13 protein-coding genes, 2 tRNA genes and 2 pseudogenes are annotated in these 21,353 nt (G+C 60.2%); 9 read left to right on the forward strand and 8 right to left on the reverse strand.

Annotation, left to right across the window (positions count from 1 at the left end):
* Nucleotides 1-18: 18 nt before the first annotated feature.
* From MPC4_RS06845 to MPC4_RS06860, 4 genes are all read right to left on the reverse strand, one after another.
* A complete protein-coding gene (locus tag MPC4_RS06845) occupies nt 19-750 on the reverse strand; it encodes a M48 family metallopeptidase (protein WP_174511857.1) in 732 nt (243 codons plus the stop codon).
* Nucleotides 750-3,845: a type I restriction endonuclease subunit R gene (locus MPC4_RS06850; protein WP_174511858.1), complete on the reverse strand. Its 3,096-nt coding sequence runs from the start codon at nt 3,843-3,845 to the stop codon at nt 750-752. The genes MPC4_RS06845 and MPC4_RS06850 overlap by 1 nt, the downstream gene beginning before the upstream one ends.
* Entirely contained in the window at nt 3,838-6,951 is a 3,114-nt protein-coding gene (locus MPC4_RS06855) for an N-6 DNA methylase (RefSeq protein WP_174511859.1), read from the reverse strand. Before MPC4_RS06855 ends, MPC4_RS06850 begins: the two co-directional genes overlap by 8 nt.
* Nucleotides 6,952-7,253: 302 nt before the next feature.
* Nucleotides 7,254-7,330 (reverse strand) — tRNA-Met (locus MPC4_RS06860).
* 266 nt (nt 7,331-7,596) lie between these two features.
* Here MPC4_RS06860 and MPC4_RS21725 point away from each other — a divergent pair.
* Together MPC4_RS21725 and MPC4_RS06875 are read left to right on the forward strand one after the other, a co-directional pair.
* Nucleotides 7,597-7,966, forward strand: a pseudogene (locus tag MPC4_RS21725) (transposase).
* Between the two features lie 160 nt (nt 7,967-8,126).
* A pseudogene (locus MPC4_RS06875) lies at nt 8,127-8,348 on the forward strand (transposase); the annotation flags it as partial.
* Here MPC4_RS06875 and MPC4_RS06880 read toward each other — a convergent pair.
* Both MPC4_RS06880 and MPC4_RS06885 read right to left on the reverse strand, forming a co-directional pair.
* Complete coding sequence (locus tag MPC4_RS06880) at nt 8,267-9,517, reverse strand: tyrosine-type recombinase/integrase (RefSeq protein WP_174511861.1); 1,251 nt, start codon at nt 9,515-9,517, stop codon at nt 8,267-8,269. The pseudogene MPC4_RS06875 and the gene MPC4_RS06880 sit on opposite strands and share 82 nt — an antisense overlap.
* A gap of 168 nt (nt 9,518-9,685) precedes the next feature.
* Nucleotides 9,686-9,775 (reverse strand) — tRNA-Ser (locus MPC4_RS06885).
* Between the two features lie 602 nt (nt 9,776-10,377).
* Between MPC4_RS06885 and MPC4_RS06890 the strand changes: the two genes are divergently transcribed.
* From MPC4_RS06890 to MPC4_RS06905, 4 genes are all read left to right on the forward strand, one after another.
* On the forward strand, nt 10,378-10,758 hold the full coding sequence (locus MPC4_RS06890; RefSeq protein WP_174511862.1) for a hypothetical protein: 381 nt from the start codon (nt 10,378-10,380) through the stop codon (nt 10,756-10,758).
* Between the two features lie 30 nt (nt 10,759-10,788).
* Nucleotides 10,789-11,931: a radical SAM protein gene (locus MPC4_RS06895; protein WP_280514753.1), complete on the forward strand. Its 1,143-nt coding sequence runs from the start codon at nt 10,789-10,791 to the stop codon at nt 11,929-11,931.
* Between the two features lie 195 nt (nt 11,932-12,126).
* Complete coding sequence (locus MPC4_RS06900) at nt 12,127-14,445, forward strand: Tex family protein (RefSeq protein ID WP_174511864.1); 2,319 nt, start codon at nt 12,127-12,129, stop codon at nt 14,443-14,445.
* Between the two features lie 241 nt (nt 14,446-14,686).
* On the forward strand, nt 14,687-16,216 hold the full coding sequence (locus tag MPC4_RS06905; protein WP_174511865.1) for an aspartate ammonia-lyase: 1,530 nt from the start codon (nt 14,687-14,689) through the stop codon (nt 16,214-16,216).
* Between the two features lie 4 nt (nt 16,217-16,220).
* On the opposite strand, the gene MPC4_RS06910 is transcribed toward MPC4_RS06905, so the two are convergent.
* Entirely contained in the window at nt 16,221-17,492 is a 1,272-nt protein-coding gene (locus tag MPC4_RS06910) for an NAD(P)/FAD-dependent oxidoreductase (RefSeq protein WP_174511866.1), read from the reverse strand.
* A gap of 504 nt (nt 17,493-17,996) precedes the next feature.
* Here MPC4_RS06910 and MPC4_RS06915 point away from each other — a divergent pair.
* Nucleotides 17,997-18,221 carry a hypothetical protein gene (locus MPC4_RS06915; RefSeq protein ID WP_174511867.1) on the forward strand — a complete coding sequence of 75 codons (225 nt, stop codon included), beginning with the start codon at nt 17,997-17,999 and terminating at the stop codon, nt 18,219-18,221.
* A gap of 123 nt (nt 18,222-18,344) precedes the next feature.
* Here the strand turns inward: MPC4_RS06915 and efp are convergent, their stop codons facing one another.
* On the reverse strand, nt 18,345-18,914 hold the full coding sequence (efp, locus tag MPC4_RS06920) for an elongation factor P (protein ID WP_134487325.1): 570 nt from the start codon (nt 18,912-18,914) through the stop codon (nt 18,345-18,347).
* 225 nt (nt 18,915-19,139) lie between these two features.
* Here efp and epmA point away from each other — a divergent pair, with 225 nt between their 5' ends.
* Nucleotides 19,140-20,195 carry an EF-P lysine aminoacylase EpmA gene (gene epmA, locus MPC4_RS06925; RefSeq protein WP_174511868.1) on the forward strand — a complete coding sequence of 352 codons (1,056 nt, stop codon included), beginning with the start codon at nt 19,140-19,142 and terminating at the stop codon, nt 20,193-20,195.
* Complete coding sequence (locus MPC4_RS06930; RefSeq protein ID WP_174511869.1) at nt 20,192-21,301, forward strand: lysine-2,3-aminomutase-like protein; 1,110 nt, start codon at nt 20,192-20,194, stop codon at nt 21,299-21,301. The genes epmA and MPC4_RS06930 overlap by 4 nt, the downstream gene beginning before the upstream one ends.
* Nucleotides 21,302-21,353: the final 52 nt, after the last annotated feature.

The raw sequence follows: 21,353 nt of genomic DNA on the forward strand, positions 1-21,353 counted from the left end.
AAACTCCTCTCCGCCACTTTATCCGCCTTCCTGCCGTCTCGGCCAGCTTTCGGCAGACAGTGGAAGCTCGTTCAACTCCGCGCGAACCACGGACCAATTCGGGTAAAGGCGATCCAGATGCTGGAAGAACGCCTTCGTATGTTTGGGTTCAATAACGTGGATCATCTCATGCACGATCACATATTCGAGCATATCGCGCGGTTTCTTCACCAACTCGGTGTTGATCCTGATCGTCCCGCGCTGAGGGTTGCAGCTTCCCCATTTGGTTTTCATCCGTTGCAGAAAGTAGCCGCGAACCTTGACCCCGATCCGGGCTTCCCACTTGCGGATCAGCTCGGGGATCGCATCGTGAAGCAGTCCGAGATGCCACTCGTGCATTATGCGGGCTCGCTGCTCCGCCTCGGCTCCGGGTCGAACTTGCAGGTGGATAGTTCGATGATCCACTTTGATTGTCGGCTTTTCGTCCCGTTCGGTTAGCCTCAAGAGGTGCCGCCGACCCCAGAGATAATGGGTTTCCCGTCCCTTGAATTGACGCGGTGCCTCCCGAGCCTGCTTTGAGAAACGGACTTTCTGCTGCCTGATCCAGCCAATCCGCGTGATCGCGTAGGCCCTTGCAACGTCAATTCGAGTTGTCATTGGTGCAACGAGCGTGACGCGCCCATCCGGCGGGTGAACCGACAAGTGGACGTTTTTCACGTCTTTCCGGGTGACGCTGATTGCGATATCGCCGAGGTGAATCAGTTCAGCCATCAGTACCCCGGCTGATTCTTGATGATCTCGAACATCGCTAACGTTGCGTCACGATCCCGATTGAACAGCGGGAACAACACGTTCTTTACCTCTCGCTCTCGAACGGCATCGCCCTTCCATCCAGCAGGAGCGTATTCGCGCACTGTTCGATCGATTTCCAGTGCCAGATTCGCCTTGCCGGCATCGTCGGCTGGGCAGATAAAGCCACTTGCCGGTATCGTCGCCAGATTGTTGAAGATGACGCTAGCTTCACGATTTCCGTGAAGTGCGACCGGTAGGCCGTCGTTTGGCGTCCGCCCAGCCAAGCGCTTGATGAGATCCTCTGCGTTTTGCAGGAAGTCCTCATAGGCCTCGGCATTTTCGCGGCTTTGCCTGATCAAGTCCTCCAAGAGCCGGGACATCTCATCGAAGAAGCGCGGATCGGTCAGCTGATCGCGGATAATCGTCTTGCGAATGTTGTTGATGATGCCCTCAGCAACGGCATTCTTTGAGAGCTTCCCTTTCTCGTTCAGTTGTTTGGCGATGGCATCATGAATGCCTGTCTCAATGATCGCCTGCGTCAGTGAAACATTTGAGAGGCTTCCGAGGGCCTGAGCCGGATCGGCCTGGATGTAGGTATTCAGAAGATGCCGCATGTCAGCCTCGTAGGGCTTGATGTCGAGCTCTTCGCCGGAATGTTTTTTGATGGCCGCGCGGAGGTCGGTGTAGAGTTCCACCTCGCGCAAGATCGCGGCCTGAGTAGCCGCATCATAACCCGCTTCGTCGAGGTTCTGTGCGATGGCCGCATAAGCCCGTACAAACGACGCGACTGCCTTGTAGAAGGATACTCGCAGCGCCTCCGTTTCGTTCAGCGAATTCGGATTGGCGGCGTCTCCGCAGAAGTATCGCAGATACTGTTCAACTTCCTTCGGCGGCGGCACCTGATCGCAAAGATAGTGCAGGGTTTCCCGCGCTGCATCGAAGCGCGCCTTGCCCTCATCGAGCCAACCCTTGATTTCGACGTTGTTCTCGCCGCCGCTGCCTTGGTCGATATCCAACTCGTCAGAGCTATAGACCGCAATGGCGTGCTGAACGTTGCCAAAAAGCTCCTTGAAGTCGACAATGTAACCATAACTCTTGTCATCGCCGTCGATCCGATTGGTTCGGCAAATCGCCTGGAAGAGCGTGTGATCGCGCAGCTTGTCGTCGATATAGATGTAAGTGCAGCTCGGTGCGTCAAAGCCGGTGAGCAACTTCGAAACGACGATCAGGAGCTTCGTGTTCGCCGGCTCTTCAATGAAGCGCCGCTTGATCTCGGTTTCATAGGCGGTCGTGCTCTGCCCACCCTTCAAGACGGACCTGGTGTAGGTATCGTACTTATAGCGCTCGTCGCTGTTTGCCGGCTCACGAGAGATGGCGTTATGGTTCGGCTCGAAAGACGTAACGATCCCAACATGCGGAGCGAGCCGGGTGTTCTGGAATTCGCGGAAGTACTCGCAGGCATCCCGGATTGATGACGCGACCAGAATTGCCGTTCCGCGGTCGTCGCTGAGACGCGGCTTCAGATCGAAGTCCTGAACGATCTCCGCCACGATTCGGCGCTTGCGTTCGGTTGCGCTGAGCAATTCCTCCATGGTCGCCCAGCGTTTGCGAAGCACGGCCTTCTGGAAGTTGTTCAGCCCCTTCGTCTTCTTGTCGAACCAGGCGTCGATGGCGGCGGGGCTCGTCATGCGCTGAGGCACGTCGCGCGCCTCATACTTCAAATCGAGAACGACCTTATCGCGGACGGCCTCCTGGAACTTGTACGTGTGGATATAGGTGCCGAAGACCTCACGCGTCGTCTGCTTGTCCTTCTGGAGAAGCGGCGTGCCGGTGAAGCCGACGAAGATCGCGCCTTCCAGCCAGCGCTTCATTTGCTTGTTCATGTCACCGCCCTGGGTGCGGTGGCATTCATCCACAAACACATAGAAGCGGCCGGTCACCAGTGGTGGCGGGCCGGAAAGATCGGTTGAATCGAACTTGTGGATCAAGGCGCAGATCAGCCGGGGTGACGGCGCGCCGAGCCAGCTGACGAACTCGTCGCGGCGGGTGACACGCGGCGATGGCGCTTCCGAACCGATCACGCCCGCGTTGCGCATCACCCCTTCGATCTGCTTGTCCAGTTCATCGCGGTCGGTGACGATAAGTATGCGCGCGTCAGGCTCGCGTTCCAGAATCCACTTGGCGAGTAAGACCATAAGAATACTCTTGCCCGAACCCTGCGTGTGCCAGATCACGCCGCCCTCGCGCCGCGCAAGGCGCTCCTGCGCCAACTTCACGCCGGTGTATTGATGATGCCGCGGCACCTTCTTGATACCGGCGTCGAAGATCACGAAATTGCGGATCAGGTCGAGCAACCGCTCTTTGGGCAGAAGCTGGCCCACCGGCCGGTCAAGAAGCGCGCCTGCGGGGAGTTCGCCTTCGGGCGGATTCTCGTCGCGCCATTCCACGAACAGGGTTTCGGGCGTGCCAATGGTGCCATAGCGCAGGCCCTGCGCATCGCTGCCCGCCAGCAGAAGCTGGGCGGTGGCGAAAAACGGCGCGTTGAAGATCTCGTCCTGATTGGAAATCAGCTGGCGGACGCCATCTCCGATCTCGACTGCGGCGCGCTTCAATTCGATCACCGCGATGGCGAGCCCGTTGAGATAGACGACGAGATCGGGGCGCCGCTCGTGCCCGCCCTTCAGCGTTACCTCTTCCGTAAGGGCGAAATCGTTGGCGTCGGCGTTCTCCCAATCGATCAGGTGCACCTTCTTGAAGGGCGCACTGACCGAGGTTTGCACATCGACGCCATAGCGCAGCAGCGTGTAGGTCTTGAGATTCGCCTGGTAAAGCGTCGTGCCGGTGACCTCGATCGCCTGCATGAGGCGGGTGAGCGCCGCATCGATCTCGGGCTTGGAATAGCCGCGTGCGGTAAGGTTGCTGCGCAAAAGGTCCGGTTCGACGCAGCGGTTGTTCGCCCGCGCCGACCAATCGCCGAGCGGCCGATAGCCAAGACCGCCCGCAGCTTCTGCCTGAGTGATGAAGGCGGCGAGCCGGTTCTGCGTGACGCGTTCGCTGCGCGGGCGTTCAGGCATTGGGGGTGCCTCTCTCCACAACCTCCGAGGTGTTCGAATTAAATTGAATGCGCTGACTGCTCAGCAAGGCCTGCGTCGCAGCTTGAGCGACCGCGCGCAACTTGCTTATATGCTTTTCCAGCGTCGCGAGTTCTTCGTCGATGTCGTTGAGCACCAACGCAATCGATTCTTGCTCAACTTCATCCGGAACACGAAAGCGAAAACCGGCAAGTTCCTCTCTATTGATCTTCGGTATTCCACTTCGAGCAGACAACGAGACGGAAAACTCCGTAAACTCTTTTGCTAGCAAAACTGACAGAAGAAAACGGGAAGAGTAACCGTGCCGCGGTCTCAGTGGATAGATATCTGCACTGCAAATACCATCAAATGGCGCAATCGCAACCTTCTTCAGGTGAGGGTTTATTTTTCCATAAAGTATGTCACCACGACGGAATAGATATTTTCCGCTTATGGCGCCTTGTTCCGCAGCGCTTTTAAGTGACAAAATCATTCCAGTTCCAGATTCAATGTGTTCCGACCCAATAAGAACCATCGACCTGTATGGTTCGTTTTTCGGATCGACTTGTCCGCTAACGATCGACACAGCCTCGAAAAATGAAACCTCGCGCCACTGGTCGGAGAACCCGACCAGACGCTTCTGCCCACGCAGCAACTGTCGGTGGGTCGTGACACGACCATCGAGCCGAGCGACATCGTCTTTCAACCTAGGCAGCGGTTCACTGTAGCGCTCTGCAAGAAGTCTCGTGCGTGCCGTCAGCAATTGCGCTGCCCGCGAGACTTCTGAAACAACCCGAGCTTCAATCGTGGCAAGCCACTTGTCGCCTGCGACGAGTTCTTTCACTTCGTCGTCGGTGAACGCTGCATAGCGGGCATGAACCTTAGCGTAGAGCTTTTCTTCCGCCGCCTTGCGCTTCTTCCTCGCCTCGTCGAAATCGTCGATCAGTGCCTGATAGGCGAGCAACGCCTCTCGCTCGTCCGCCAGATCCGCGTCGCGCCCTATCTCCTTCAGCCGCGCCTTGATCGCCTTGGCCGTGATCTTCTGCTTTTCACCTTCGCCTTCGATCACCTCGGTCAGCAATCCGTCCTCGCCCGCGCCGTCTTCAAGCTTGTAGGCCATCTCTTGTTCAAGTTCGGCGAGGCGGGCGTCGAGTGCATCGATCGCTGCCTGATCGACCGCGAAATGGCGGGCAATGATCAGGCGCGACGGCACAAGATCAGACGTGAACCGGCGCTTGCCGATCTGATAATCGCCCGGCTCGGGCCAGACCAGCTTGCCCTCCTTGTTCTTGCGCTTGACGATTTCGCGCGGCGCGGCGCCCGCCGCCCAGCCGACTGCGGCGATCAGATAGGCGTCGTCCTGCATCGCTTCGGCCCAATAATCCATCAGATGCTGATAGACATCGTAGGCGTCGACCAGCGGCGCCTTGCGGAAGGCCTCGAGCAGATCCTCGGAAACGGCTTCGATAAATTCTCTCGGGTGGCCGTTCAATCCAAAGGCGCGGGCGGTGGCATCGGTCCGGGTGCGCCAGGCGGCTAAAACATCGCCGGCGGCTCTCGTGAACGCCTGGAATTCGCTGTGGTCCTCGATCGCCGCCTTGACCTCTTCCACCGGCAAAGTGAGGGACAGGTAGCCAGGTCGAAGGTCTGCGAAAAGCTGGCCACGCAGCGACGGCATCACCTTCCACCACGCGGCAAGCGCATCAATATCGCGAACAGGAATCCCACCGTTCAGGTGCGCATCAATGTCCTGAATATCCTCGGCCTCGGAGCTGTCGATGTAGCGCCGCAGGCTGAGGCTGTACGAATTCCCGTCAGCAGCGATTTCATCATGTGGAACCATCCGCGCATAACCGGGAACGTCATTGGCTCGGGTGAACGTGTCGACGATGCGATGCATGTCTTGCTCGCGCAGCCGGTTTTTGGCGCCGTCCCTGCGGAAGCCCTTCGAGGCATCGACCATGAAGATGCCGCGCCGGGCCGCAGCGTTCTCTTTGTCGAGTACGATGATGCACGCGGGAATGCTTGTGCCGTAGAACAGGTTCGGCGGCAGACCGATAATGCCCTTTAGGTAACCGGATTTGACCAATGCTTTTCGGATTTCGGTCTCAGCGTTTCCACGAGACAGAGCACCGTGAGGAAGAATGCAAGCGGCCTTCCCGTTCGGCCTCATCGAACGAATTATGTGAAGTAGATAAGCGTAGTCTCCCTTCTTCCGTGGCGGCGCGCCCCAGCTGAAACGGGCGTGTGGATCACGGCCGGTGTCGATGCCGTTGGACCATGCCTTGTCCGAAAAGGGTGGATTGGCGACGACGTAGTCGTAAGTCCGCAAGCGATCGCCATCCAGGAACTTCGGATTGGCGAGCGTGTTGCCCGCGACGATCCTGGCCGTCGGGAAATCGTGCAGGATCATGTTCATGCGAGCCAGACCGGCCGTCGTTACGTCCTTTTCCTGGCCTTCGAGTGTGATGCGCCTCCCAGCCTCCGCGGCCACCTTCAGCAGCAACGATCCAGATCCGCATGTGGGGTCGTAGGCGGTTGTGCCGGCGACCGTGTTCCTCGGCGAAATGCCGATGACCTTTGCGATGATGCGGCTTACCTCGGATGGCGTGTAGAATTGGCCTTTGCTTTTGCCGCTCTCCGTCGCGAAGTGGCGCATCAGATATTCATAGGCGTCGCCCAGAATGTCGTCGTGATCCGCCCTGTTCTTCGAGAAATCGAGATCCGGACTTTCAAAGATCGCGATGAGGTTTGTCAGCCGCTCGATGCGATCGTTGCCCTCACCGAGTTTGTTCGGGTCGTTGAAATCGGGAAAATCTGTGCGAGCGAGGGATTCGTTGCTGTCAACGAGAGGCTGAATGATCTGGGTGTTGATCAGATCGCCGATGTTTGGATTGCCCTTCAGGGCGATCATGTCGCCGAAGCTTGCGCCCCTCGGTATGGTGAGCGGCGGCTCGAGATCGTCGCTGTTCGCGTACTTGTCCGAGACGTACTTGATGAACAGCATGAAAAGGACGTAGTCCTTATACTGGCTGGCATCCATGCCACCACGCAGTTCATCGCAGGACGCCCAAAGAGATGAATATAGATCGGACTTCTTGACTGCCATTCGACGCTTTCCAAGTTGACGCGCGATATTCGCCACTTGAAAAGCGCGACTCGCCACCCCCATTTTTGAACACCATAGTCCGCGCCGTCGGCAACGCGAAGAGGCGTAGGACGAAGGGACGTTTTTTCTCGGATTGGCCGAGATCGCGCGCATTCTCGTTGCGACGCTTCCGCTTCTCTCACGCGGCCTGATCGTGTTTCTGAATGACCCTAAAAACGGACACAGTGCGGACACAAGCAAAAGCCCCGCCGGCGAGAGCCAAGCGGGGCTTTGCATAAGCTATTGAATTAGCTTTTGTATTTTGGTTACGGGGACAGGATTTGAACCTGTGACCTTCAGGTTATGAGCCTGAATAGCTACCGGGCTGCTCCACCCCGCGCGACGCCAAAATCACGAATGGGAAGGCCAGTGCGGAGCTGCAAAACCGCTCATAGGGCGCTTGGATTTTACAACCGCGGCCACTGCAGAGAGTGGGAGCAGATCAAACGGTCTTTCATTATGCAACTGGATCAGCACGCCGAGCGCACTGTCGGGGCGAATTCTAAACACCGAGCTCGACGGTTGCCTTGAGCGCGAGAACGCGGCTGGCGAGGCAATTGCCGCTACGGCCATTCGAAGAAGACGATGCTGACCGGCTCTTCAAAAATGACGGTGGCGATCTCGCGCGACGGGGCCGGGACCTACGATCCGAAGCAAATGGCCAAATCCGCGCGATTTCCCGAGTTCGCTGATAAGATCACCTCGACGTACGCGCGCGGCATGACGATGTCGGGATTCTGGGCCATTTTTGGAGGACCTTATGGAATCGACGGCTCGCCTCATTTCGGGCGTCACCGACACCGTTCTGGAGGAAGTGGCGGAGTTGCAGAACCAGCTGCACGACGCCTGCTACCCGAGCTTTTTCTTCGACACAAGCCGCGTCAAGATCCGCGACAAAGGCGTCGTGCGCAACAGGGGCGTTTATATCGCCTTCGGCGTCCTGATTGCGGTTCATGCGGCGTCAGCGACATCCTGATCGCCGTCGTCGGCGGCCTCCAATCCAAGTCTTGCCCGCCGGGGTTCATGCGCCGCCTTTCCGCAGGCCATCTTCCAGTCCCGCATCGCGGGGTCGTTGAAAAAACGTCCCTTTCCGTGATTCACTTCTTCAATTCGATGATTTCATCCGGGGCGGCGGCATGCTTGGGCGCAAGGAACGTGATCAGCTCGAATTGTTCATGACGGGTTCGCTACGTCAGCTTGTGCCAGACGACCACATCATCGCGCGGGTCGATCGCGTTCTCGATCTCTCATGGCTGGGTAGTGAAGTCGGCGATCTTTACTGCGAGGGAAACGGCCGCCCTGGGGTCGATCCGGAGGTGGCGGCGCGATCGATGCTCGCCGGATTTCTGCTGGGGGTCAAGAACTCACCCCAAGCCTCCATAAGCGAACGCCGCTTTTCGAGCGCATCACCGCGCCGGTAAGCCAATTCTGTCTTGTCGCCGGTCACATGGGCAAGCGCCGCTTCGGCGATCTCGCGGGGAAAATGCGTTTCTTCGCCGCACCAGTCACGAAACGCGGACCGGAACCCGTGCACCGTCGCGTCGTGAACGCCGAGGCGTCGCAGCGCCATCTCCAGCGCCATGTTCGAGAGCGGCTTGTCGAGCCGCTGACCAGGAAAGGCGACTGCGCCGGTCCTGACCTTGGCGAGCTGCTCGATGATCTCGACGGCGCGGGGCGGCAACGGGACGCGATGCTCCCGGCCCGCTTTCATGCGCGCGGCCGGAACGGTCCAGAGCTTTTCGGCAAGATCGAATTCCGGCCATTCGGCGCCCAGCGCTTCGCCCGTGCGGGCGGCCGTCAGAATAAGGAATTCGAGCGCAAGCGCGCCGATCGTTTCGCGCTCCCTCAATCTCGATACGAACCGGGGAACGTCAAGATAAGGCATTGCGGCATGATGCCCGCGCGAAAGCTTGTTCGGTTTTGGCAGCAGCTTGTCGAGATGGCCTTTCCATCGCGCCGGATTCAGCCGGTCCGCCGGCGTATGCCCGGCTACCCGCGCTGCGTCGAGAACGGCTTCGATCCTGCCCCGAAGCCGGGACGCGGTTTCAGGCTTGGTCTGCCAGATCGGTTTCAACGCCTCGAGGACGGTCGTCGTCTCTATGTTTTCGACGGGGACCGGCATTAGGGCCTTGCCGTACACTTCGAGCGTCATGCGCCATTGTGCGCGATGTTTGGCGTTGCGCCAGCTCGGCTCGTTGGCGAGCAGGAACTCATTGGCGACGTCGCCGAAAGTCTTGCGGCCCTGCTTTTCGGCCTGCGCTTTCTGACGGCTTTCGATCGGATCGCCGCCATCGGCTAGGACGGCTCTGTAGGACGCCGCGATCTCTCGCGCCTTGACGAGCGGCACGGCGATGACGGAGCCAAGCCCGGCTTCGCGCTGACGGCCGGCGCGCATCCACATAAAGGTCCAGCGCTTGGCGCCGCCGGCGTCGACCTTGAGATAGAGCCCGCCGCCGTCAGCGTGACGGCCAGGTTTTGAGAGGGTCGCGATGGTGCGCGCCGATAACCGATTGATTTTCTTAACCACTGTTTTTGTCTGCCTAACGCGCCGGTCAAAAACTGAGCCTAGCGAGCGTCCTAGTTTATAACTAGGATTGAGGCAAACGTTAAAAAACCGAGGCAAACACGAATAACCCTTTAATGGACTGAACTATGGAGCTTTTCCGGGCCAGGCAAACTGTCAAAAACGGCAAACTGGCGGAGGGAGCGGGATTCGAACCCGCGATACGGTTTCCCGCATACACACTTTCCAGGCGTGCGCCTTCAACCACTCGGCCACCCCTCCGCATTTTCGCTAAAAGATTGGACGGATGTCCCTTTTCCTGCTCGGCCTGGAGTCTCTCCAAGGGCTCCCGGCGCCGCAGGCAACGCGAATCCGCGCACTATAGTGTCCCGCGCGGCGAGCGCAACCCGGTGAATGCAGCTTGCATTGGGCGCCTCCGCCCGCGATTGCGCGCTCACCTGATGAGAAGACGCACCAGGCACTTTGGGGCGCTGCGGCCGCCCGATCAGACGAGGTCTGGATGTGCGGCTCGAAAAGGCGCATCGACTTGTCCGTGGACGGCAGATTTTGGGCCTTCCTCATGCGCGTTTGCGCTTTTTCGCATCAAGGACGCTTCGATGTCGCGGCGGCGCGCCATTTTTTTTTAGCGCGCGTCGTTTCCCGGCCAAATGACTCGCGGCGTCGCGATCCCCGCCCGGGCCTGCCCTGCCCTTGCGCCGGATTTCTTCGCGCGCCTTTGTCAAAGATGTGGACGCAAAAAACAACGCATGTATCATTCACCCTATTAGACTTGGCGGCGTGGCTTTCGAAAAAACAACAGCGCCGGAAAACAATATCGGCTCCTCAAAAGCTTGTTCGATAAATGATTAGTCAGGGAGGTTACGGTGACGGAGAATTTAGGGAAGCTTCTAACAGCCCTTATCGACGCCGGAGCGGAACTTATTCCGGTAATCGAGAGTGACGATCAGGAAAAGCTGGGCGCGCTCGAAGAAAAAAAGCCTAAGCTTGGCAAAGAGGCCGTCGAAACATTCTCTCAGAGCCGCTCCGTCCACACATTGGTACATGGTTATGCCACCCCCTCCTTCCGCGCCGCGCTGCAGGATCTTCTGAAAGAAGGGGTTCACATCATCGAAGCGGCCGACGAAGATCACGAGCATCCCCTCGCTGAATTAAAGGCGAAAAGTCCGATCGCCGCGAAAGCGATCGACGCAGCGCAGCCGGGGCGCCAGCTTTGTGGCTGGGAGAGATGGGATAGACAGAAATAGAAGTAAATCACCACAACGCCCCGAATCCAGATGAACCTGTCCGTGGTTGTGAAAGTTGCGGAAAGCTGCAACATCAATTGCAGTTACTGCTATATGTACAATGGGCCGGATGAGACTTGGCGGAGGCGTCCGCGCTTGATGGGCGAAAAGGTCTTCGCGGATATGCTTCCGTTTCTGCGGAGCGCCTGCGCTTCAAACCCCATCAACTCTGTCCAAATCATTTTCCATGGCGGCGAGCCGCTTCTTTTGCCAAAGATACGTTTTTCCCGTTGGTGCGGCGAGATGGTCGAAGCAATAGGATCGCTGACGCGCCTTGAACTCGCCGTACAAACGAACGGAATGCTTGTCGATCAAGACTGGATCGACGTGTTCCAGAGGCATTCCGTGCGTGTTGGAGTGAGCCTCGACGGCCCGCCCGAATATAACGACGAGTTGCGCGTCGATCACCGCGGCGGCGGCACTTATCAGAGGGTTTGCAAGGGGCTTCAGTTACTCCAGGAGGCCGCCAGCGCCAAACGCATCAACTCGGTAGGCGTCTTATGCGTGATCGATCCAAGACGAGACGCCAGAAAAATATACAGACATTTCGTCGATGATCTAAAGATCGAGCATTTCGACTGTCTGTTGCCTGACTTCAATCATGCTCATAAACCGCCCTTCCCGATTTCCGAATATGGCCGGTTCCTCTGCGATCTCTTCGACGAGTGGTCCTCGCGCGAGGATGCGGAAGTGGACATTCGCATCCTCAGTTCGATTGTCTCACTTCTTGTCGGCGGCCCCAGTTTTCTCGCCAGCCTCGGCCGGTCCACGGCGACGACCTTGACGATAGAAACAGACGGCGCAATTGGCGCTGACGATATTCTGCGCTCGTCTTCGCCAGGCGAAATGTGGCATGGAGGCTCCGTGTCGGATGTTTCATTCGCCGATCTGCTCTCCAGCGAATGGATGCGCTCCCATCGCGCCAGTCGCAGTGCGCCGTCCGAGTGTTGCAAATGCGTATGGGTATCGGCCTGCAATGGCGGATCAATGCTGCACCGCTATGACGATGAGCGGCGCTACGACAATCGGTCGGTCTATTGCGACGCCTTGCGAATGATATATGTGAAGGTCGCCAACTACCTGATAGAGCGGGGACTTTCGGCCGGCGCCCTGGCGAGGGCTCTGGCTCAATGAGCCCGGCGCCGCGAATCATTCGTGGCTTCGCCAACGAGAGCGGCCGGATAAAGCAACTCACGTCCGAGCTTGCCGGCGCGTCACCTTGACGCTTTGCGGCGTGGCGGCGCTCCGATCGCCGCAGCGCGCCGATGTTGGAATCCCCCCTCGTCTGCCCTAAGGTCCAGACCCCGAATCGACGAGGACACGACCCGAATGGCTGCTGCAATCGACCGCATTTTGAAGACCATCGCCTCCGAAATCGCCGCTCGGCCGGATCAGGTGAAGGTTGCCGTCGATCTGCTCGATGAAGGCGCGACCGTTCCCTTCATCGCCCGCTACCGCAAGGAGGCGACCGGCGGCCTCGACGACACACAGTTGCGCCAGCTCGAGGAACGGCTTGCCTATTTGCGCGAGCTTGAAACGCGCCGTGCCGCCATCCTTGAATCGATCCGCGCTCAGGACAAATTGAGCGACGAACTCGCAGGGAAAATCGCCGCGGCCGCCACCAAGGCCGAACTTGAGGACATTTATCTGCCCTTCAAGCCGAAACGCCGCACTCGCGCCGAAATTGCCCGCGAGCGCGGTCTTGGCGCGCTCGCCGACCAGATTCTGGCCAATCGCGATTGCGTTCCGGCGGAGCTTGCGCAAGCTTTCCTGACCGGCGACGTGCCGGACGTGAAATCGGCGCTTGAGGGCGCGCGCGATATTGTGGCCGAAGCTTTCGCCGAGAATGCGGATCTCGTCGGGGCCCTGCGCGCCTATCTCAAAAGCAAGGCCATGCTTCGCGCCCGCGTTATCGAGGGCAAGGAGGAAGCCGGGGCAAAATTCTCGGACTACTTCGATCACAGCGAGCGCTGGGCGACGACGCCGAGCCATCGCGCGCTCGCCATGCTGCGCGGCCGAAACGAGGAGACGCTATCGCTCGAAATCGAGATCGACGCGGATAGCGTCGCGCCGGTGAAGCCGGTCGAACAGATGATCGCGCAGCATTATTCAATATCGCTCCAAGGCGGCGCCGCCGACGCATGGCTGTTCGACGTTGTGCGCTTCGCCTGGCGGGTCAAGCTCTCGCTTCACCTGACGCTCGATCTGATGAACGAACTGCGCGAGCGCGCCGAGGCCGAGGCGATCGAAGTGTTCGCCCGCAATCTGAAAGACCTTCTTCTCGCCGCGCCTGCCGGCCCGCGCCCGACCATGGGCCTTGATCCCGGCATCCGCACCGGCGTCAAGGTCGCCGTCGTCGACGCCACGGGCAAGCTGCTCGACACATCGACGATCTATCCGTTTCAGCCGCGCAACGATGTGATGGGCGCCGAGGCGGAACTGGCGCGTCTGATCCGCAAGCATCGCGTTGAACTGATCGCGATCGGCAACGGTACGGCGAGCCGCGAAACCGACCGTCTCGCCGGCGACGTCATCAAGGCCCTGCCCGCGCCGCAGCCGACCAAGATCGTCGTCAGCGAGGCTGGCGCCTCGGTCTATTCCGCCTCGGCCAGAGCCGCAGCGGAGATGCCTGATCTCGACGTGTCCTTGCGCGGGGCGGTCTCGATCGCGCGGCGCTTGCAGGATCCGCTCGCCGAACTCGTCAAGATAGACCCGAAAGCGATCGGGGTCGGCCAATATCAGCATGACGTCAATCAGACCCGCCTTGCCCACTCGCTCGACGCCGTCGTCGAGGACGCCGTCAACGCGGTCGGCGTCGATCTCAATATGGCCTCGGCGCCGCTGCTGTCGCGCGTATCCGGCCTCACCGCTTCGCTGGCCGACGCCATCATCGTGCATCGCGATCAGAACGGCGCCTTCAAATCAAGGCGCGATCTTCTGGCGGTGCCGCGCCTCGGGCCCCGCGCTTTCGAACTCAGCGCAGGCTTTTTGCGCATCACGAACGGCACGGAGCCGCTCGACGCCTCTTCCGTCCATCCTGAGGCCTATGGTCTTGCACGGAAAATCATCACCTCGTGCGGACGCGATATTCGCTCGCTGATGGGCGATTCGGCGGCCTTGAAATCGCTCGATCCGGCGCGCTTCGTCGATGAGCGTTTCGGCCTTCCGACCGTGCGCGACATTCTGCTCGAACTTGAAAAGCCCGGCCGCGATCCGCGTCCCGAATTCAAAACGGCGACCTTCGCTGAGGGCGTCGATGACATCAGCGCCTTGAAGCCCGGCATGATGCTCGAAGGAACGGTGACCAATGTCGCCAATTTCGGCGCTTTCGTCGATATCGGCGTGCATCAGGACGGGCTCGTGCATGTGTCACAACTCGCCGATCGCTTCATCAAGGACCCGAGCGCCGTCGTCAAAGCCGGCGACGTCGTAAAAGTGCGCGTCGTCGACGTCGATTTGAAGCGTAAGCGCATCGCGCTCTCCATGCGCAAAGACGACGGCTCCGCTTCGGCGATTCCGAGCTCAGCCAGGGGCGCAGGCGGCGATCCGCAAGTGCGGGCGCAGCAGCAAAGATCGACGCGGCAGGAGAAGAGCGCGACCCAGAGCGCGCTCGGCGCGGCTCTCAGCGAGGCTCTGAGGCGCCGATAGGCGGCGCGTCCGCGCTGGCCTATTTCGCGCGATTCATGAATGCTTAATTTTCGAGGTCCTCTCTGGGAACTTCCCGCCTCGAGGGGCGCGAATCGATGTGCGCAATGACGCGGCGGCGGCAAAGCGCGCCTATATAATGGGAGACACGACATCACCCCGGGGACGGAGCGAATCATTACCGTTTTCGGATCTCAATCGATGCGGATCTCCTCCGCAAAGTGAACTCCACGGAGACGGCGCCATGACCGAGGGTTGTTTCGACCGGCCTTTCGAAGAAGCGTCCGAGGCTTCACCGACAACGCTCGCGCTGGCGACGACCCGCTCCATTGAACTCGCCGCTGTTCCGACCCGGCGCGAGCACGACCTTCTTGGCGAAGCCGAGATCCCGGCCGATGTCTATTGGGGCATTCATACGCTGCGAGCTGTCGAAAACTTTCCCATCACAGGCGTGCCTGTCGGGCATTTTCCTGAACTTGTGCGCGCCCTGGCGCTCGTCAAACAGGCGGCGGCGCGCGCCAACCGGCGTCTTGGCCATTTGGCTTCTGGCAAGGCGGAGGCGATCGACCGGGCCTGCGGCCTCATCATCAAGGACAAACGCTTTCTCGATCAATTCGTCGTCGACGCCGTGCAAGGGGGAGCCGGCACGTCGACGAATATGAACGCGAACGAGGTCATCGCCAATGTCGCTCTCGAACTGATCGGCCGGCCGCGCGGAGACTATGGCTCGCTTCATCCTATCGACGACGTCAACATGGCCCAGTCCACCAATGACGCCTATCCCAGCGCGTTGCGGCTTGCGGTGATCTTCGCCACCGAATCACTCGTCCACGCGCTGCAGGATCTCGCCTTCGCGTTCAAGGCCAAGGCTGTCGAATTCGGCGACGTGCTGAAGATTGGCCGCACCCAGTTGCAGGACGCCGTGCCGATGACGCTCGGCCAGGAATTCGACGCCTTTCACGTGACGATCAAGGAGGACGTCGATCGTCTGCAGGAGGCCGCCGCGCTGTTTCGCGAGATCAATCTCGGCGCGACGGCGATCGGCACAGGCATCAATACCGATCCGCGCTATGCCTCGCTGGCCGTCGCCGAGCTGGCGCGCCTGTCCGGCCAGCGCCTGACCCTCGCCGCCAATCTCATTGAAGCGACGTCGGACATGGGCGCTTTCGTTCTGTTCTCCGGCGTTCTGAAACGCATCGCGGTGAAGCTGTCGAAGATCTGCAACGATCTGCGCCTTCTATCATCCGGCCCGCGCGCGGGATTCGGTGAAATCCGCCTGCCGGCGGTGCAGGCCGGTTCGTCCATCATGCCGGGCAAGGTCAATCCGGTCATCCCGGAGGTCGTCAGCCAGGTGGCTTACCTCGTCATTGGTCATGACCTGACCGTGACGATGTGCGCGGAAGGCGGCCAGCTTCAGCTCAACGCCTTCGAGCCGACCATTGGCTATGCGATCCTGACCTCATTGCGAATGTTGACGGCTGCGATCGAAACCTTGGATCAGCGCTGCGTCGTCGGCATCGAGGCCGATCGCGAACGCTGCCTCGAATTGGTCGAGAACAGCATCGGACTTGTCACCGCCCTCGGGCCGATGCTCGGCTATGAGACGTGTTCACACATTGCGCGGCGGGCGCTGCGCGAGGGGCGCAAGGTCGCCGACATTGTTCTCGAAGAAGGCTTGATGACCGAGGCCCAGCTTGGCGATTTGCTGGGCGTCGAAAATATGACGCAACCCTCGCCGCGCAAAGCCTCGCCCGTGTTCGAGCCGAAGCATTGAAAACTCACGCCGCGGCGGCAGCGGCCGCGATGAGCGACTTGAGCGGAACGGAGTCGTCGGCGAGGTCCTTCGCGCTCACCTTTGCCCGATCGGCGATCAGCCTTTTCGAGGCCATGAATTCGGCGGGGCGGTTGATCGCGTCGGCGGCGATCACGCGGCCATCCTTCAGATAGAACGCAATGAAGGACGAACCTTCCGTCGAGCCGCGGATGGCGAGTTCGTCATAGCCTTCCGAGATGCCGGCCATTTGCAGCTTGAGGTCATACTGATCGGACCAGAACCACGGCGCCGTCGCGGCCGGAGCCGGCTTGCCGGCGATGACCGCCGCGACCGTTCGCGCCTGCTCGAGCGCGTTCGGCACTGATTCGAGCCGCATCTTGCGCTGCAGAAATCCATGCCGCGCATGGACGGCGCAATCGCCGATTGCAAAAATATCCGGATCGCTGGTGCGCGAGACGTCGTCGACGAGAATGCCGCCGTCGATGACAAGTCCCGCCTCCTCTGCAAGCTCCGTGTTGGGAACGAGGCCGATGCCGACGAGAACGAAATCCGCCGCGACCGAGAGCCCGTCGCCGCATTGCACGGCGCCGACGTTCTCGCCGTCCGGCCCCGGCGTAAATCCGCTGACGGCGACGCCGGTGCGGATCTCGACGCCTGCGGCCCGGTGAAAGCGTTCGTAAAACGCCGAGACCTCCGGCGCCGTCACGCGCGCCAGCACGCGCGGCGCTCCCTCGAGCACAGTGACTCTAAGACCGCGCTTGATGGCGACGGCCGCGAACTCGAGGCCGACATAGCCGCCGCCGACGATGACGAGGCGGCGGCCAGGCTGCAGCTGAGGCTGCAAAAGCTCTACGTCGGCGATCGTGCGCAGATAGAAGATGTTGCGCAGTTTCGCGCCGGGAACGCTCAGCTCGCGCGCCCGGCCGCCCGCGGCGATGACCAGCTTGTCATAGGCGACGCTTTCGCCGCTTTCGAGCCGCAGCCGTCGCGCCTCCCGGTCGATGCCGGCGACGCGCTCGCCGAGGCGTAATTCGACGCCTGCTTTCTCATATGCGACCGGCGCCTTGTAGATCAGCGCGTCGGCGCCGATCTCGCCGGCGAGATAGGCCTTGGAGAGCGGCGGCCGCATATAGGGCAGATGCTTCTCCTCTCCGAATAAAATGATGCGGCCCTTATGGCCGTTTTGGCGGAGTAGCGTGGCGGCTTCCGCGCCAGCCTGCCCGCCGCCAATGATGGCGACGGTCGATCCCGCGTCGATGTCGGTGGCTTGTGACACGATGGTCTACTCTTTCCTGAAGCAGTCCTGCGCAGCTTTCGAAAACGCAAATGACTCAAAGAGAGCCCATGACGCAAGATCAAAGTGATCTCCGGCGCTCGCCCCGTAGCGGCGCCGTTGAGAATTTCTAAAGCATGTTTCGAGAAATGACCGCCTCTAAAAAAGCACATCAACCATTGGGTTACAGAAAAGAAAGCATCATCGCTCCAATTTGAAACGATCGAGCGAGAGCAGCGTCTTTGGGTTCTATAGGGGGCTGCGATTTTTCAAACGGAGTCTTCACCGTTGCAGGGCCGCTTTTCGCCGGCAAAGCCGGATCAGCGCTCCAAACTCGGGCAAGGTTGCTTGGCCATATTTATGACATGGAACGAAATATCGCGTCTGAAGTTGGATGGATCAACAGGCCGCACGATAAGGCGGCAAGATTCTTGCCGCGTTAAAACCCTAGTTTGGTCAAAGTGATGGATCAAAGGTTAATGATCGGGCGATCAAGAAGCAGTGATCATGAATAAGATGTTGAAACAGGGCAGCTTTTTGAGCCAGGGCCCAGCCACCTATCAAAGCCGCTTCGAAATGCCGGAAATGGACTTTTCCGGCGCGGGCCCCATGTGCGCGCAATTCGGCAGCCGTTTGCGCAGGGTGTTCGAGCTTCCCTGCCCTGAAAGCCAGCCGGATCGGTTTCAGATTCTTTTGAACCAGATCGAGGAAAAGCTGGGTTCAAAGCTCTGATCGCGCGGCCGGCGGGAGACTCGATTCCCCCCGGCAAGAATGTTTCGACGCTTGCATTTCAGGAAAAAAGCCGCCCGATCGGGTGGCCTTTTTCGTTTTATCCGCATCGTCGGCCGCCCCTTCTCAGTCCTTGGCGCGCTCGACGTAGGAGCCGTCCTCGGTCTGCACGACAATGCGCGTGCCAGGGGAAATATGCGGCGGCACCATCGCCCGAGCGCCATTCGAGAGCTTTGCCGGCTTATAGGACGAGGACGCCGTCTGGCCCTTCATCGCCGGCTCGGTCTCGACGACTTCGAGCGTAACGCGCGCCGGCAGCTGGATGGCGACGGCGACCCCGTTGAACATCGAGAGGACGCAATTCATTCCTTCCTGCAGATAGATCGCCTGATCGCCGATCACCGCGGGCGGAACGATGACCTGGTCAAAATTCTCCCCGTTCATAAAGGTATAGCCGTCGGCGTCCTGATAAAGGTAACTGAAATTGGAATCTTCGACATAGGCGCGCTCGACCTGCTCGGTCGTCTTGTAGCGGTCCGTCGTCTTGACGCCGTCGGAGAGGCGGCGCATGTCGATCTGCGTCGTCGGCGTGCCCTTGCCGGGGTGAAAGCTTTCAGCGGTCAGGACGACATAGAGCTGACCGTCGTCTCTCTCGATAATATTGCCTTTGCGAATCGAACTGGCGATGACTTTCACTGGTTTTCCTTTATACGATCAAACGATGCGAACGCCGGCCTTCGCCGCCTGGGCGTCCGGGTTCTCGAAACTGGAGCCGGATGCGATGGCCTTGCAGGTTTGCTTCAGTGCAACCATGGACGGAGCCATTCGCGGGCGAACTGAAGAAAACTTGGGTCGGCGATGCGCGTCCGCGCTTGCGCCTATCGCTAGCCATGTTCCGCCGCGCTTTTCAAGCGAAATAGCATGGTGAGCGCGCGATCGCCCTGGTGGCGGCCGGATATCCATGCGGACCGGCGCCCCTTCCTCAAGGCGCGCGTGAGGATGCTCGCTGGCCTGCGGGCGTTTTTCGGCGCGCAATCTTTCGTCGAGGTCGACACCGCCATTTTACAGATCTCGCCGGGCAACGAAGCCCATATCAGCGCATTCGCCACTCAAATGCAGGATGGGGCGGGAAGGGCGTCGCCTCTCTATCTGCATTCGTCGCCGGAGTTCGCCGCCAAAAAGCTGCTGGCGGCCGGCGAGGAGCGTATATTTACCGTCGCCCACGTGTTCAGAAATCGCGAGCGGGATAGGCTCCACCATCCCGAATTCACGCTCCTCGAATGGTATAGGGCGCACGCGCCCTATCAGCGGCTTATCGAGGACTGCGCCGGGATTCTCGCCGCGACAGCCAAGGCGGCGGGCGCGGATTTATTGACCTATGGGAGCGCGATCGCCGATCCGTTCGAGGAATTGGAGCTCTTGAGCGTGACGGAGGCCTTCGATCGCTACGCCGGGATTGATCTGCTGGCGACGATCGACGGATTGACCCCAAACCGCGAGGCGCTCGCGGCAAACGCGCAAAAATGCGGCGTCCGGGTCGTGCGAGACGACAGCTGGTCGGACATTTTCAGCAAGCTGCTTTCCGTCAAAATAGAGCCTCATCTCGGACACGGTCGTGCGACAATCCTCATGGATTATCCGGCCAGCGAGGCTGCCTTGGCGAATTTACAAGAGGATCAGCGGCTTGCTGAGCGCTTTGAACTTTATGCTTGCGGCGTTGAGCTCGCCAATGGGTTCGGCGAATTGACGGACGCCGACGAGCAGCGGCGCCGCTTTCAGGCGGAGATGGCGGAGCGCCAGCGCATTTATGGCGAGAGCTATCCGATCGACGAGGATTTCCTCGCCGCCTTGGCTGTGATGCCGCCGGCAAGCGGCATCGCGCTCGGCTTCGACCGGCTCGTCATGCTTGCGACCGGCGCGCCCCACATCGAGCAGGTGATCTGGACGCCGGTCGCCGAAGGCGTTTGGGCGAAATGAGCCCGTCGCCTCCGACGCTTCGCAGCGCCGCCGACCTCATCAGCGCCGGCCTCGCGCCGGAGGCGCGCCGGGCGGAGCTTGAGAGCATCGCCAGGTCCTACGCCATCGGCGTGACGCCGGCGGTCGCGGAACTGATCGACCCGAAGGATGCGCGCGATCCCATCGCACGCCAATTCATTCCCGATCTCGCCGAACTCTTTCCGCGCCCCGAGGAACTCAGCGATCCGATCGGCGATAGCGCCTTCAGCCCGGTTGAAGGCGTCGTTCATCGCTATCCCGACCGTGTGCTTTTGAAGCTATTGCATATTTGTCCGGTCTATTGCCGCTTCTGCTTCCGTCGCGAGGTCGTCGGACCAGGTAGCCCCACGCATCTTGCGCCGAAAGCCCTCGACGCGGCGCTTGCCTATGTGGCCGCGCAGCCGCGCATCTGGGAGGTGATTCTGACAGGAGGCGATCCGCTCACCTTGTCGCCGCGACGCCTCGCCGACGTCATGAAGCGCCTTGAGGCCATTGAACACGTCAGGATCGTACGCCTGCACACGCGTGTGCCCTGCGTCGATCCTGACGCCGTCAGCGCGGATCTGATCGCAGCCCTGCGGCAATCCGCCAAAACGGTATATGTCGCCTTGCACGCCAACCATCCGCGCGAATTGACGCCATCGGCCCGCGCGGCCTGCGCGCGCCTCATCGACGCTGGCGTTCCGATGCTGAGCCAGAGCGTGCTGCTCGCAGGAGTGAACGACGACGTCGAGACCCTGAGCGCTTTGATGCGTGGATTTGTCGAGACGCGCGTCAAGCCCTATTATCTGCACCAGCTGGATCTCGCGCCCGGAACGGCGCATTTTCGCGTCGAAATCGAAAAGGGCCGCGAGTTGATGCGCCAGTTGCGCGGCCGCCTTTCCGGCCTATGCCAGCCAGCCTACGTTCTCGACCTGCCCGGAGGTCACGGCAAATCGCCGATCGGCCCCAATTACGTCGATGAAACCAGCGCCAAGCCGGCCTATAAGATCAGTGATTACAAGGGCCGAGCGCATGTTTATCCGCCGGGTTCCGCGAGCCCTGACGCCAGCGTAGCCGCAGAGAGCGCTTGCGATCGCGTGCGGTGATCTCATTTGGCGCATTTGCGTTGCGGCCCGCGCGGCGCGGGTCCCTGTTTTT

The organism is Methylocella tundrae, from assembly GCF_901905185.1.
Lineage (GTDB): Bacteria > Pseudomonadota > Alphaproteobacteria > Rhizobiales > Beijerinckiaceae > Methylocapsa > Methylocapsa tundrae.